The organism is Paenibacillus sp. FSL R7-0189, from assembly GCF_037969925.1.
Taxonomy (GTDB): Bacteria; Bacillota; Bacilli; order Paenibacillales; family Paenibacillaceae; genus Paenibacillus_AQ; species Paenibacillus_AQ odorifer.
In genome coordinates this window covers 2,356,578-2,371,042 of sequence record NZ_CP150223.1, presented here as the reverse complement: position 1 = coordinate 2,371,042, position 14,465 = coordinate 2,356,578, and the positions used below count along the sequence as shown (strand labels likewise).

Sequence of the window (14,465 nt, the reverse complement as noted above, 5' to 3'; positions counted from 1 at the left end):
CCAATCATAATAGGTGACGGTGGCTACGCCACCGTTAGCCTGTTTAGTAAGAGAGGTGCGCCTGTTGTTACAAGGTCTTATAGAAGCTTTTTCCAAGGATCCCGATTTCCAGTCTATCACCCATGGTGTTGCTGCAGGTATGAAAGAGCAGCTCATTTCGGGGCTTACAGGTTCTGCTAGACAGATTATGCTTGCAGCATTACATGAAGAGACAACTCGTCCCTTACTTGTAGTGACTCATAATATGTTTTCGGCCCAGAAGATGGCCGATGATTTGCAGGAAGCGCTTTCTCCTGACCGGGTTCTGCTCTATCCCGCCAATGAACTAGTGGCTGCAGAAGCGGCTGTATCAAGCCCAGAGACACTGGCTCAGCGTATAGATGTGCTGACCAAATGTGCTCAGGGCTTCCGTGGTATTGTTGTAGTTCCTTACTCAGGAGTGCGTAGATTGCTGCCAGCCCCAGAGGTTATGGCAGAGGCACAAGTCACCGTTTCCCAAGATGGAACGCTTGCTCTGGATGAATTTTTGATGTCCATGATTGAAATGGGCTATGAAAGAGTAGAGCGGGTTGAAAATCGTGGTGAACTGAGCGTACGGGGTGGAATAATTGATTTTTATCCAATGACATCTCCTTTGGCTTATCGGGTTGAGTTATTTGACGATGAGGTTGATTCCATAAGAACTTTTGATCCAGTGGATCAGCGTTCTATTGATAAGGTACGTAGTGTGAAGATTACACCGGCTAAAGAGATTATAGCTAGTAGATTGCGCCAGGAATCTGCTTCTGCTGAAGCCTCAGCTATGATGGAGCGACAGTTGGAGAAGATGGCGGATCGCCAGGCGAAGCTCAGGCTGCGGGAAGAAATTGGCCGTGAGCTGGAAATGCTGCGGGAAGGTACTTATTTCCCGGAGATCTATAAATATATCAGTCTTTTATATCCTGAACGCTCTCATTTATTTGATTACATGGCCCAGGATACCATTCTTATTCTAGATGAGCCGACAAGACTGCTCGAAACGGCGAGACAGCTTGAACGGGATGAATCGGAATGGAACCTGCATTTGCTGCAAAACGGCAAATCTTTACCGGATCTAGATCTCTCTGTCGATACGGATGTTGTTATGTATCAGCGCCCGTTCCAAAGTCTGTTTATGTCAATCTTTTTACGTCAGGTTCCGCATATTCAGCCTCAGAACATTCTTGGATTTATCAGTCGTGGAATGCAGGATTTCCATGGCCAGATGAATGTGCTGAAATCGGAGATGGAGCGTTGGCAGAAGTCCGGTGTTAAGGTAATGATGCTTGCGAGCAGTGAGGAACGGATTGAACGAGTGCGCAGAGTTCTTTATGATTACGGCATTAACGAGCCGATGATTGTACAAGGAAATCTGGGTTCTGGTTTTGAGCTGCCCTCTATTCATCTAGCAGTTATAACTGAGGGGGAAATGTTCTCTCAGAAGCAGCGGAAGGCACGGAAGATTTCCAAAGGAATAGATAATGCTGAACGGATCAAGAGTTACACAGAGCTGAAAATCGGTGATTATGTCGTCCACCAGAACCATGGTATCGGAAAATATATGGGAATCGGCACGCTTGAGGTCAGCGGTATTCACCGTGATTACATGCATATTCTGTATGCTGGCGGCGATAAGCTCTCAGTTCCGATTGAGCAGATTGACCTGATTCAGAAATATGTCGGTTCCGAAGATAAAGAGCCGAAAGTATATAAGCTAGGCGGCAATGAATGGACACGAGTCACCAATAAGGTTCGTTCCTCCGTTCAGAATATTGCTGATGATTTGATAAAACTATATGCTGAGCGCCAAAGTGCCGCAGGATATGGTTTTGAAAAGGATACACAGGAACAGCATGAATTTGAAGAAATGTTCCCTTACGAAGAGACCCGAGATCAGCTTCGGGCTATCGAAGAGATTAAGAAGGATATGGAACAAAACCGGCCAATGGACCGATTGCTTTGCGGTGATGTTGGATATGGTAAGACTGAAGTGGCTATTCGGGCGGCTTTTAAATCAGCGATTGAAGGTAAACAGGTGGCGGTGCTAGTCCCGACAACGATTTTGGCTCAACAGCATTATGAGACCTTCCGCGAACGTTTCGCTAATTACCCGCTTAATATTCAGGTCTTAAGTCGTTTCCGCAGCCGTAAAGAGCAGAACGAGACGATTAAAGGCGTTAGGGCAGGAACTGTCGACGTAGTTATCGGTACACATCGTCTGTTATCTCAGGACCTTGTATTCAAGGATCTGGGGCTATTAATTGTGGATGAAGAACAGCGTTTCGGCGTAACTCATAAAGAAAAGCTGAAAAAACTGAAAACGAATGTAGACGTTCTTACGCTGACTGCAACTCCAATTCCTCGTACGCTACATATGTCGATGCTCGGAGTGCGGGATTTGTCTGTCATTGAGACCCCGCCAGAGAACAGATTCCCTGTACAGACGTATGTAGTGGAGCATAGCCAGACCCTTACGCGGGAAGCTGTAGAGCGGGAATTAGCCCGCGGTGGTCAAGTCTATTATCTCTATAATCGTGTGCAGGGCATTCAAGAAATGGCTGCTCAAATCTCTATGCTTGTTCCTGAGGCTAGAGTTGGCATCGGACATGGTCAAATGTCGGAATCTGAGCTGGAGAAGACCATTCTCGATTTCCTTGACGGAGAATACGATGTGCTCGTCAGCACAAGTATTATTGAGACGGGCGTAGATATTCCGAACGTTAATACACTTATTGTGCATGATGCGGATAAAATGGGCTTGTCTCAGCTCTATCAGCTGCGTGGACGTGTAGGCCGGTCCAATCGGATCGCTTACGCTTATTTCACGTATCAACGGGACAAGGTTCTGACAGAGGTTGCAGAGAAACGTCTGCAGTCTATTAAGGAATTTACGGAGCTGGGCTCTGGTTTCAAAATAGCGATGCGAGATCTGTCTATTCGCGGTGCAGGCAACTTGCTGGGTGCAGAGCAGCATGGCTTTATCGCATCCGTGGGGTTTGATCTGTACTCACAAATGCTGGCGGAGGAAATTCGTAAGCGTAAGGTTACTGTGCTTGGGGAGGAAGATACATCCCTGAAAGAAGGCAATACAGTCATTGATTTGTCGATTGACGCGTATCTGCCGTCAGAGTATATTTACGACAGTATCCAAAAAATTGAAATTTATAAAAAAGTGGCGGCAGTAACCTCCTTCGATGATGCTTCCGAGCTTGAAGATGAGCTCTTGGATCGGTTCGGTGAGTTACCTGAAGCCGTGGTGAATCTACTATCGGTTGCTCGTTTGAAAGTGTATGGAAAAATGTATGGCATTGATTCCATGATTAGACGCGGAGATGATGTTACCTTGAATTTCTATGAGGGAAGTCTCGGCGCTTTAGACACAGCGAAACTCGCCAAAGTTGGAAATAGCTTCGAAAGACGTGTACAATTTGATAGGGATGCGAAAGCCAGTATCCGGGTCAAATCGAAAGATTTAAGTGATAAACAGCTGCTTGACTTGCTTGAACAGTTTCTTAAGGAAGCTAAACAGTCTTTTAAATCGAAGGGAGAACTACACAATGTCGTTAAATAAAACAAAATCATGGAAAGTGCTGCTCGTTTCATTGGCAGCGGCAGTTTCCTTTTCTATGCTAGCAGCATGTGGAAATAGTGCTGATGATAATCAAGCTGTAGCCACTTATAAAGGTGGAACGATTACACAAAAGGAATTTGCAATGGATCAAAAAATCATGAAATTCCTATCTCCACAACAAGCGCAATATTTAGAGATTGATGCGTTTAAGGAGTCCATTCTGAAGCAAGAAGTGGGCTTTGAATATTTGGCTTCCCAAGCAACGGATGAAGCGAAAAAGCAAGCGGAGAAAGAAGCCGATACTCAAATTGCAAGCATTAAGGAACAATTGGGCGATACCTATAAGAAGACACTGAAAGATGCTGACGTTACAGAGAAAGATATTCGTACTTATATGGAGCGTGTGCTGTCAGTTTATCAGGATATGCTGCTTAAAGTGACTGATGATCAAGTTGTCAAAGAATTCGAAGCGACTAAAGGCGACTTTACGGTTGCCACACTGCGTCATGTGCTAATTGGTCTGACAGATGCAGACAACAAAGAGCGTACCAGCGAAGAAGCGCTTAAAATAGCGAAAGAAGTTAAGGCGAAGCTGGATGGCGGTGCTGATTTCGCAGCCATCGCTAAGGAATATTCTGACGATACTGGCTCTAAAGAGGCAGGCGGAGAATATAAAGATAAAGCTGTAGGCACTTATGTGGATGAATTTAAGAAGGCTGCACAGACCTTGCCTCTAAATACCATCAGTGATCCTGTAGAAACTTCTTACGGTTACCACATCATCAAGGTGGAGTCCCGTACAGACAAGACTTTCGACCAGTTAACGGATGAGCAAAAAGAAGGCATTAAGAGCTCAATTGTATCCAAGAACCTAGAAACGTTCATGGAAAAGGATCTGGAAGGCATTATTGAGAACATCAATCTGCCAAAAAGCTCTGCTTCCGCAGATGAAACCGGAACAAATAGTGGAACAGAAGCCACTACAGCTCCAAGCGCATCCCCAAGTGCTACAGATGCCGCTGAATAAACATCGGTAAATATGGACAAGCTTACCTTAGAAAAGCCATCTTCACTTAAAGTGAAGATGGCTTTTTATTTCGCAGAAACGGTTGTAGAACTACCTTTATCTTGATGCAGATATTAATACATGTCAGCTTATGTATAAGGATCTGGGAAGAGATGAATACTATGGTCAGATATTACGATAAATCACTGGGATTATCCTTTCCCATAATGGACAGTAGTAAGACCATACTTCTTAAGAAAGCGGGGCACATGTGAAATGAAAGCTACTGGAATTGTTCGCCGTATTGATGACCTCGGACGCGTGGTTATTCCCAAAGAAATTAGACGTACTCTTCGTATTAGAGAAGGAGACCCACTGGAAATATTCGTCGATCGGGACGGTGAAGTCATTCTCAAGAAATATTCTCCGATTGGTGAGTTGGGTGACTTTGCAAAAGAGTACGCGGAGTCATTGTTCGAAGGTACTGGGCACATTACGATGATTGCTGATCGTGACACCTTCATTGCCCTTGCAGGCGGCTCCAAAAAAGATTATTTGGAGAAACAGGTAGGAGTGCTGTTGGAGAAAGTCATGGACAGCCGTAAGACTGTGTTAGAAACCAATGAAGGCAGTTATGAAATCGCTAAAGATCATCCGGATTTGGTGTCCTCATATGTAGCCTCACCGATCATTTCCGGTGGAGATCCTATTGGTTGTGTAGTGATGGTGAGCAAGGATGATTCGGCGAAGATGGCGCAAATGGAAATAAAAATGGCCGAAACGGCTGCCGCTTTCCTGGGCAAACAAATGGAGCAGTAATCTTAATTTAGACCCCGGTTTCCTTTTGGTAAGATATACAAAGGGCAAACGGGGTTTTGTTGTTTACACAAACCGTTTCTACTTGTGGGCATACATAAGTTATAATATAGAAATTCATCCCATCAAAGTTGTAGAAGCAGGTATTATATGAAATCCAATACACAAACATCACGATTGCTGCAAGGCGCATTTATCCTTAGTGCCGCGGCCATTATCTCAAAGCTTATTGGCACACTCCAAAAAATTCCGCTGCAAAATCTAGGCGGAGATGCTGTATTTGGTATATACAACACAGTGTATCCCTTGTATACGATGCTGTTAACAGTAGCTATGCTAGGTCTGCCTGCGGCGATCTCCAAATTTGTCGCCGAAGCTTCGGCTGGGAGACGCGATGAAGAAGGCCGGCGGATTCTATTATTATCTGCGCTAATTACAGGCATCAGCGGCTTGGTTATCGGCGCCATCACCTATGCAGGTGCACCCATCATTGCCGAATGGGTAGGTAACTCACATGTAATGCCTGCCTTGCGGACAAGCGCCTGGGGTTTGGCTGTTGTCCCTGTCATGTCGGCCATACGCGGGTATTTTCAGGGGCTGCATAATATGGTTCCTACTGCCGTGTCACAGATTGTAGAGCAGTCTGTACGGGTTACAGTGATGATTGTTCTTCTGTTATATCTCACTTCGCAGGGAGCAGGAGCCGAGAGTATCGCTGCAGGCGCGCTGCTTGGTTCTGCCGGAGGGGGAGCCGCAGGGCTTGTAATCATGCTGCTGTACTTGAGACGTCACCGCCGGCGGGTAAAACAGGAAGCTGCTGCTGAAGTAGCTGCTGCTGTCGAAAGTCAGCGTGTAAGAGCGCTGGATGCAGGACATGGGCTAGGTTCCAAGCAAGGGTTCATGGGCATTAAAGCAGGTACACTGCTGGCTTATGGAATTCCCGTAATGCTTGGCGCCCTGGCTATGCCTCTTATCGGTCTTGTAGATGTATTCACTGTGCCTCGACTGCTGTCGTCTGACGGAAGTGAAGTAGCTGCGATGGCCCAGTTTGGTGTGTACAATCGGGGTTTGCCACTTGTGCAGATTATAACGATGATTGCCACCTCACTGTCGGTTGTGTTCATTCCAGCTTTGGCAGAGGCGAAGTACAAGGGAGATATGAAGCTGATTGAGACCCGCTGCAGCTTGTCGCTGCGTTGGTTCTGGCTGTTGGGTCTAGCGGCCTCAGCGGGCCTTGCAGTGCTTGCTGAGCCGATTAATATGGCTCTTTACGGCGATACCGCTGGCAGCAGCACAATGACTTGGCTGGCTTTTACCGCTGTTGGCGGTACAGTCAGCATCATCTCTGCTGCGCTCCTGCAGGGCCTCGGCTACGTGCGCGCCCCGGCCCTGCACCTTTTGGCCGCCGCGCTGCTCAAGGCGGCCCTGAACCTGCTGCTGGTTCCGCAGCAGGGCATTACCGGCGCGGCCATCGCTGGCGTGGCCGCGCATTCGTTGGCAGCAGCGCTTAACGTGCTGCTGCTGTACCGCCAGGGCCATCTGCGGCTTCGCCTCGCAGATGCCCTGGCACGGCCCGCGCTGCTCACAGCGGGCCTGGCTCTTGCCGCCGCAGCTGCCAGCTGGGGCACTGGCGCCGCGGCTACGGCCGCTGGCATCGGCGGCGGACGCACCGCCAGCTTGGCGCAGAGCCTGCTCGGGGTACTCGCAGGCTGCGTTGTCTTTGCCGTAGGCGCGGTGGTGCTGCGGCTGCTCAGCGAAAGCGAACTTCGCCAGCTTCCGGGCATCGGCCCGTCTCTGGCGGACAAGTTCAAAAAGCTGCGGTTATTTCCATAATTAACTCGCTTAAAAGGAGGAACACATATGAGTGCAACATTAACAGTTGTTGGTCTCGGGTCAGGTAATCCCGATCGCCTGACACTAGGAATTATAAAAAAACTGAAGGGAGCATCCGTTGTCTACGTTCGTACCCAAGAGCATCCAGTCATGGCTGCTCTCACCGAGCTTGAAATCGCCACGCAATCCTTTGATGGACTGTATGAAACATTATCTTCGTTTCCTGAGGTCTATACGGCAATTACTTCAAAATTGATTGAAGAGGCTCGCTCTGCCGCAGACGGTACAGATATTGTCTATGCGGTTCCGGGGCATCCCATGGTTGCAGAGTCAGCTGTTTCACAGCTGCGTCAGCGTTGCCCGGAAGAAGGAATAGAACTGCAAATATTAGGCGGGGAGAGTTTTCTGGACGAGGCGTTTGTACGACTGGGATTTGACCCTATTGAAGGGTTCCAGTTATTAGATGCTTCAGGCATTCGCAGCGCTCAGCTTCAACCTGAATTGCATACTCTGATTGGCCAGGTTTATGACAGCTTTACAGCTTCGGAGACAAAGTTATGTCTGATGGAGCTGTATCCGCCGGAATATGAAGTGGTGGTGGGTCATGCCCTTGGCGTGGAGAACGAAGAAAGCATTGTGACTGTTCCTCTATACGAATTGGACCGGCTTGAGGGTTATGGCAATTTGTCTCTGGTCTATGTACCTGCGAATCGTGATGAGAAGCTAAGAAGTCGTACTTTCGCTCGCTTGCATGAGATTGTCGATATTTTGCGCAGTCCGGACGGTTGTCCGTGGGATCGGGAGCAGACTCATGAATCTTTGCGTAAAAATCTAATCGAAGAAACCTATGAAGTGCTTGAGACGATTGATGAGGATGACCCAGACCATATGAAAGAGGAGCTGGGCGACCTTTTGCTGCAGATCATGCTGCACTCCCAAATGGAAGAGGAGCTAGGCACGTTTAACGTATTTGACGTCATAGAAGGACTGAATGATAAGCTTATCTTCCGCCATCCTCATGTATTTGGTGACAAGAATGCGAATGACGCTGAAGAAGCTCTGATCAATTGGGAGGGCATGAAGGCAGAGGAGAAGCGGCGGAAAGGCGTAAAGCCCGAGGAACTATCCGTACTCAGTGGAGTTCCGCGTGATTTGCCTGCTCTTATGAAGGCGTACAAGCTTCAGAAAAAAGCATCCAAGGTGGGCTTTGATTGGGACAACGCTACGGATTGCTTAGCTAAGGTTCGTGAAGAAATAGAAGAGCTGCAAGAAGCCATCGATACTGACGCAGCCGCGGAGGATCAAATCCTGGAGCTGGGCGATCTATTATTTGCTGTTACCAATGTTGCCCGATTTATTGGTGCAGATCCGGAAGAAGCTTTAACCCGGACCAACCGCAAATTTGTGCGTCGGTTTCAGTATATCGAGCAAAGTCTGCGAGCCAAGGGTGTGAGTGTAGAGGATAGCAGCTTGGAAGAGATGGAAGAGTTGTGGCAGGAGGCAAAGACTGAGGAACGAAAAGTATAGTGATTTTCTCAGACTATGTACGGTATACGGACCTTAAGATGAGGCAATGCTGTGAAAGTAGCATTCATCTCTGATTTAGATTATGGCGAGTAGTTTAATAGTGCTATAGAATAGATTCTGCGACGATTTCTGAGAAATAACTGTTTCTTTTTTTAAAAAACGACGATTCGTGGCAGGATTTTAAGATGACATCAAGAATATCATAAAGACGAAATGACGACTTGCCCCATAATATGGCGGTGAATCTCGTTTCATTTATTTTTTCGTATCCTAGGAGGAACTTTAAATTATGAACAAGACAGATTTGGTAAACAACATTTCCGAGAAAAACGGATTGGCAAAAAAAGATGTAGAAGCAGTATTGAACGGATTCTTGGGTGAGATCACAGAAGCTTTGGCAAAAGGCGATAAAGTCCAACTGATCGGTTTCGGTACATTCGAAACTCGCAAACGTGCAGGACGTACTGGTCGCAACCCGCAAACGGGCACAACGATTGAAATTCCAGAATCAACTGTACCGGCATTCAAAGCTGGTAACAAGCTTAAAGAAGCCGTTAACTAATGCGTCTTGACAAATTCCTGAAAGTGTCCCGATTAATCAAGCGCCGGACAGTGGCCAAGGATGTGTCCGAACAAGGCCGGGTGCTGATTAACGGGCGGGAATCTAAACCAAGTAGCGCAGTTAAGATCGGTGACGAGATTACTGTGCAATTTGGACAAAAGCTTGTAACGGTCAAAGTCGAAAAGCTAGTCGAAACGACGCGCAAGGACGAAGCCGCTGGTATGTATACTCTACTTCGGGAAGAGCCTGTTGCCAAAAGCAGCGGATTGGACTGGTAGGAGTAACATAATGAATAGTAAATAAGAAGGTGCAACTTTACATATTGTAGAGTTGCACCTTCTTTTTTTCTTTTTGTCTCTCTTATTTTAGTGGATTGGAATGTTCTATAACTTCTTCTACTGCCATAGATTAGAGGTAAGAAGGAGGGGTACATGCTATGATCGAGCCAGGAAAGGTAAATAAACAGCATGATCTGCACATGCGCAGTCGTAAACAGCTAGAGTTGACGGGCGTGCAAAATGTGGAGAGCTTTGATAGCGAGGAATTTTTGCTTCGTACAGAACTCGGCCATCTCACCATTCGCGGGAATCATTTACATATCAAAAATTTAAGTCTGGAGAATGGACTGTTGTCCTTGGAGGGCAATGTACATTCCCTGATTTATCTAGATCCCGGATCGCAGGGCAAAAATAAAGGTCTACTCGGTAAGCTATTTAAATGAATCCTGCAGTTCAGTGGCTGACGCTGTTCTACATGATATTGGCCGGGGTGACAATGGGACTGGCCTATGACAGCTACCGGGTGCTGTCGCTCAAGTTCAATTTTCCCAAATGGCTGAATGCCATGCTTGACCTGCTGTATTGGCTTTGTGCTGCTTTGTTTGTTTTTAGAATGCTCTATGCCGGAAATCAGGGGCAATTGCGATTTTATGTCTTTTTAGGTTTATTTCTAGGAATATGGATCTATTTTTTGATCTTCAGTGTTACGGTGCGGCGTTTTGTGTTAATGTTAATTCAATCGGTTCAGTATATGTGCAGATTGCTATGGAGACTTGTGGAGATTCTAATAGGTAAACCTCTTCGCTGGCTTTGGCGCCTTATTATAGGGTTGCTAGTGCTGCTAGGTCGTATTCTATTATTCATCCTTAAGCTTCTGCTGCGTCTAACGAAGCCAATTTGGGTATTACCAGTAAGGTGGATTTCTCCATGGTTATCTCGGCTTAAGCATAGCGCCTGGATCGTGAAGATTTCTGGATGGATTACCAAATGGCGGAAACGCTGACCTTTGAATTAGGGGGTACGCTGCATGAACAGATTCACTGCGGAAGAGAAAAGTAATCCTAGCAAAAATTCGGCCGCAGGCGCGAAGAGAAGAAGAGTCATGTGGATTCTCTTTGTGGCAGTATTTTTTGGCTGGGCGGGTTATACTTACTTCAATCAAAGTGCGGCAATTACGGACAAGGGCGAGCAACTCGCCAAGAAACAAAAGACTAGTGAGAGCGTCACAGCATCTTTGAATCAACTGAAATATGAAGTGTCCAGACTTAATGATGATGAGTATATTGGCCAATTAGCGCGTAAATGGTACAATATCTATCCTCAAGGGGAAACTCCTATTCGAACAGAGCAATCAGAGCAATAATACCGGCTAAAAGAGGCTTTTACTCTGTTGCCTTGCTTTGCTCTTTACTGTATAATCAAATCACCGCAGACAGGATGACCTTAATATTCGTCTGTATATTTTTAAGGGAGGATCATTTTATTCTATGGCAATTGAAGTGGGCACCAAGTTAGAAGGCAAAGTGACAGGCATCACGCATTTCGGAGCATTTGTGGATCTGTCAGGAGGTGTCACAGGTCTCGTTCACATCTCGGAAATCGCCGATAATTACGTCAAGGATGTTAACGATCATCTGAAGATTAGTGATGTAGTAACCGTCAAGGTGATCAACGTCGATAAGGACGGCAAGATCGGACTTTCCATTAAGCAGGCTGTTGACAAGCCAGCATCGGAAGTACGTCCGCCTAGAGCTCCAAGACCAGAACGTCCTAGCGGCGGAGACCGTTTCGGCGGCGGTGGCGGCAGTGGTGGAGGCGGCGGTGGATTCAATCGTGAACGGGGTGGGCGTCCATTTAAGCCTGCAGCCGGTAAACCTTCATTCGAGGATAAAATGTCGCGATTCCTGAAAGACAGCGAAGAACGGATATCTTCGATTAAGAAGAACACAGAAGGAAAGCGCGGAGGCCGTGGAGCCAAACGCGTATAATCCAATACCTGTACATCATAAATAACCGCAAGGGCATTTCGCCCTTGCGGTTTTTTTGTCGTGTCATATAAACTTGCCGACAGCATCCATGTCATTCTCACATAACTCTAGGGCAATCGCTGGCGAATGACCGCCAGGCTTGCGCCTAAAACTGCACTGGAAACAAGCTTAAGGAGAAGCAACCTACTGCGCCGCAAGGGATCGATCTATTTTTTTAGGAATAATGAACAAAGGCTTTTTTGTCGGAAATTTCTTATGACTGTCCCTCCATTTCTGACAAACTTTCTCAAATGACCCGCTATATAATGAGAACCATAAATTCTTAAACGGGTGGTGTAGGGAAATGAGTAAAAGCAATGTGGTGAATTTGCCAGAGTGGACAAGAGTGGGAAGCGAAGATAAGAAGCAGAGACAAGCCTTAGGCACGCGTATTATAGCTTGGGGTCAGAAGCAGCGTTATATTCAGCTTATTACAGCGAAGAAGTGGATGCTTCTGTTAAGCTTTATGGGGTTTCTGCTAGGTAGAGCTATGATTCTGGACGAGCTGTCCCCTTTTGCTGTCGCATATTTTGCCGTCATTGTGTTTATGCGTCGAGACTCTATGTTACCTGTAGCAGGTGCTATTATAGCTGGCAGTCTCTTCACTCCGTTTCCGGGTGCCTTGGTTACTACGGCTGAACTGATTATCTTTTTTCTTGTTTATAGAGGGCTTGAAAGTTTCGAACGAATAGATTTGTCTTATGCACCCCTTATGGTATTCGTATCCTCGTTTATGGTTGGCCTGTTCAAGATTGTTCTCGGACCGTCTCTTTCCTGGTACCCCTTTATGATGACAACTCTGGATGCTTTACTTGGGTTTGTTCTTACCCTTGTGTTCATTCAGGCACTTCCTCTACTAACTTACAAACAAAAGAGCAGATCGCTGAGGAACGAGGAGGTTTTATGCCTTATTATTCTGTTAGCCTCCGTAATGACAGGCCTTGTGGGCTGGACCCTTAATGGTTTGTCATTAGAGCATATATTGTCTCGTTATTTAATTCTGCTCTTTGCCATGGCGGGGGGCGCTCCCCTCGGTGCAGCTGTTGGGGTGGTGACGGGGTTGATCCTCAGCCTGGCCGATATCAGTGCTATCTATCAGATGAGTCTGCTTGCTTTCTCCGGAATGCTAGCGGGAATGATGCAGGGTGGGCGAAAGGGTGCGGTATCTATTGGCATGCTGCTAGGATCAACGATCCTTTCCGTCTATTTTACGGGTCCGGGTGATATGATGGCCTCAACATGGGAGACCTGCGCAGCAATAGTGCTGTTTCTAATAACGCCTAAGGCGATGATATCGGCGATTGCAAAATATGTACCGGGCACGTCAGATCATAGCCGATCTCAACATGAATATGCCCGCAGGGTCAGGGATCTGACTGCAGAACGGGTCACTCAATTCTCACAGGTATTCCAACAGCTCTCCAGTAGCTTTGGACAGATTCCACGTGCGGGAGAAGTGGGCAAATCGGATCGTGAAATGGAAGATTTCATGAATACGGTCACAGAAGGAGCCTGCGCTGGCTGCATTCGCCGTACCCACTGCTGGGATGCAAAATTCTATCAGACATATAGATACATGACAGATATGATGACAACTGTTGAGGAATGCCCTGATATTACGGCTGCTCAGCTGCCACCGGAATGGAGCCGTATTTGTGGCAAAACCGGTGAAGTGCTTGAGGTCATGAAGGGACAATATGATCTCTACCAACATGATATGCGGTGGAAAAGACAAATATACGATAGTCGCCAATTTGTTGCCGAGCAGTTGTCAGGCGTGTCACAGGTTATGGAAGACTTGGCCAAGGAAATTAAGCGTGAGGGACAGGCCATGTATCGGCAGGAAGCACAAATCCGCGAGGCTCTTGAGAAATTGGGATTGTCTATTCATGGCATTGAAATTTTAAGTCTGGACCCAGGACGCGTAGAAATAGAAGTAGTGCACGCTTATAATCGCGGTTTTGATGAATGCCGTAAAATGATTGCCCCACTCCTCTCCGACATTCTGGATGAGAATATTGCTGTCATGAGTGAGACGGCGGTTCATCCCCGGGAAGGACTCTCGATGGTTACCTTTGGTTCAGCCAAAGCCTTTGAGGTAAACACGGGTGTGGCAGTTGTTTCTAAAGGTGGAGATATGCTATCTGGCGATAGCTTCAGCACCGTAGAGCTTGGAAATGGCACCTTTGCAGTTTCCATCAGTGATGGAATGGGGAATGGTGAACGGGCAAGGATGGAGAGCAGTGCCGCACTCGGCATGTTAGAAAAGCTGCTGCAGTCCGGAATGGATGAGAAGCTGGCTGTAAAGTCGGTCAACTCAATTCTTTTATTACGCTCCCCTGATGAATTCTATGCTACTGTCGACATGGCTTTAATCGATCAATATTCTGCGCAGACAACGTTTATGAAGATTGCTTCAGCACCAAGCTTCATCCGGAGGGGGAGTGAGGTCATTCCAATAACCTCTAGCAATCTGCCGATAGGAATCATTAAAGATATTGATGTGGATTTAATCAGTATGCAGCTTCGCCCCGGCGATATTTTAATTATGATGACCGATGGTATTTATGATGCGCCTGGATATGCCGTTAATAAGGAGATATGGATGAAACGGATGATCCAAGAGCTTGAGGGTGATGATCCTCAGGATTTAGCGGACAGCCTGTTGGAGAAAGTGATCCGTTATCAGGGCAATGAGATCCTTGATGACATGACTATTGTCGTCAGCCGTCTTGATCATTTTCATCCGGAATGGTCCAGCCTGCATATGCCGGGCATCGGCCGTATGGAGCGCCCGCGTACGGTAAGTTAGTTATTTTAGGTTTAG

The 14,465-nt window shown here is 46.8% G+C and carries 12 protein-coding genes; all 12 read left to right on the top strand.

Annotated features, from left to right (window positions below):
- Window positions 1-64: 64 nt before the first annotated feature.
- On the top strand, window positions 65-3,589 hold the full coding sequence (gene mfd / locus MKY63_RS10190) for a transcription-repair coupling factor (protein WP_038568019.1): 3,525 nt from the start codon (window positions 65-67) through the stop codon (window positions 3,587-3,589).
- Complete coding sequence (locus MKY63_RS10185) at window positions 3,576-4,616, top strand: peptidylprolyl isomerase (protein ID WP_036678785.1); 1,041 nt, start codon at window positions 3,576-3,578, stop codon at window positions 4,614-4,616. Before mfd ends, MKY63_RS10185 begins: the two co-directional genes overlap by 14 nt.
- 255 nt (window positions 4,617-4,871) lie before the next feature.
- Entirely contained in the window at window positions 4,872-5,414 is a 543-nt protein-coding gene (gene spoVT, locus MKY63_RS10180; RefSeq protein WP_036678783.1) for a stage V sporulation protein T, read from the top strand.
- A gap of 147 nt (window positions 5,415-5,561) precedes the next feature.
- A complete protein-coding gene (locus MKY63_RS10175) occupies window positions 5,562-7,244 on the top strand; it encodes a polysaccharide biosynthesis protein (RefSeq protein WP_339812694.1) in 1,683 nt (560 codons plus the stop codon).
- 27 nt (window positions 7,245-7,271) lie between these two features.
- Window positions 7,272-8,771: a nucleoside triphosphate pyrophosphohydrolase gene (mazG, locus tag MKY63_RS10170; protein WP_339812692.1), complete on the top strand. Its 1,500-nt coding sequence runs from the start codon at window positions 7,272-7,274 to the stop codon at window positions 8,769-8,771.
- Window positions 8,772-9,060: 289 nt separating this feature from the next.
- Complete coding sequence (locus tag MKY63_RS10165; protein WP_036678778.1) at window positions 9,061-9,333, top strand: HU family DNA-binding protein; 273 nt, start codon at window positions 9,061-9,063, stop codon at window positions 9,331-9,333.
- Window positions 9,333-9,611 carry an RNA-binding S4 domain-containing protein gene (locus tag MKY63_RS10160; RefSeq protein ID WP_036678775.1) on the top strand — a complete coding sequence of 93 codons (279 nt, stop codon included), beginning with the start codon at window positions 9,333-9,335 and terminating at the stop codon, window positions 9,609-9,611. The genes MKY63_RS10165 and MKY63_RS10160 overlap by 1 nt, the downstream gene beginning before the upstream one ends.
- Before the next feature lie 158 nt (window positions 9,612-9,769).
- The gene (yabP, locus tag MKY63_RS10155; RefSeq protein ID WP_036678773.1) at window positions 9,770-10,054 is read left to right on the top strand and encodes a sporulation protein YabP; all 285 of its coding nucleotides are present in this window, start codon (window positions 9,770-9,772) and stop codon (window positions 10,052-10,054) included.
- On the top strand, window positions 10,051-10,614 hold the full coding sequence (yabQ, locus tag MKY63_RS10150; RefSeq protein WP_248549707.1) for a spore cortex biosynthesis protein YabQ: 564 nt from the start codon (window positions 10,051-10,053) through the stop codon (window positions 10,612-10,614). Before yabP ends, yabQ begins: the two co-directional genes overlap by 4 nt.
- 24 nt (window positions 10,615-10,638) lie before the next feature.
- Window positions 10,639-10,974, top strand: a complete 336-nt coding sequence (locus MKY63_RS10145; RefSeq protein WP_076130075.1) for a septum formation initiator family protein — start codon at window positions 10,639-10,641, stop codon at window positions 10,972-10,974.
- A gap of 124 nt (window positions 10,975-11,098) precedes the next feature.
- Entirely contained in the window at window positions 11,099-11,599 is a 501-nt protein-coding gene (locus tag MKY63_RS10140; RefSeq protein ID WP_036678766.1) for a S1 domain-containing RNA-binding protein, read from the top strand.
- A gap of 343 nt (window positions 11,600-11,942) precedes the next feature.
- Window positions 11,943-14,450, top strand: a complete 2,508-nt coding sequence (gene spoIIE, locus MKY63_RS10135) for a stage II sporulation protein E (RefSeq protein WP_280753820.1) — start codon at window positions 11,943-11,945, stop codon at window positions 14,448-14,450.
- Window positions 14,451-14,465: the final 15 nt, after the last annotated feature.

Bases quoted from the DNA above. Each gene is read 5' to 3' on its own strand.
- MKY63_RS10185 (WP_036678785.1), top strand. From the start codon at position 3,576: ATGTCGTTAAATAAAACAAAATCATGGAAAGTGCTGCTCGTTTCATTG.
- spoVT (WP_036678783.1), top strand. From the start codon at position 4,872: ATGAAAGCTACTGGAATTGTTCGCCGTATTGATGACCTCGGACGCGTG.
- MKY63_RS10175 (WP_339812694.1), top strand. From the start codon at position 5,562: ATGAAATCCAATACACAAACATCACGATTGCTGCAAGGCGCATTTATC.
- mazG (WP_339812692.1), top strand. From the start codon at position 7,272: ATGAGTGCAACATTAACAGTTGTTGGTCTCGGGTCAGGTAATCCCGAT.
- MKY63_RS10165 (WP_036678778.1), top strand. From the start codon at position 9,061: ATGAACAAGACAGATTTGGTAAACAACATTTCCGAGAAAAACGGATTG.
- MKY63_RS10160 (WP_036678775.1), top strand. From the start codon at position 9,333: ATGCGTCTTGACAAATTCCTGAAAGTGTCCCGATTAATCAAGCGCCGG.
- yabP (WP_036678773.1), top strand. From the start codon at position 9,770: ATGATCGAGCCAGGAAAGGTAAATAAACAGCATGATCTGCACATGCGC.
- yabQ (WP_248549707.1), top strand. From the start codon at position 10,051: ATGAATCCTGCAGTTCAGTGGCTGACGCTGTTCTACATGATATTGGCC.
- MKY63_RS10145 (WP_076130075.1), top strand. From the start codon at position 10,639: ATGAACAGATTCACTGCGGAAGAGAAAAGTAATCCTAGCAAAAATTCG.
- MKY63_RS10140 (WP_036678766.1), top strand. From the start codon at position 11,099: ATGGCAATTGAAGTGGGCACCAAGTTAGAAGGCAAAGTGACAGGCATC.
- spoIIE (WP_280753820.1), top strand. From the start codon at position 11,943: ATGAGTAAAAGCAATGTGGTGAATTTGCCAGAGTGGACAAGAGTGGGA.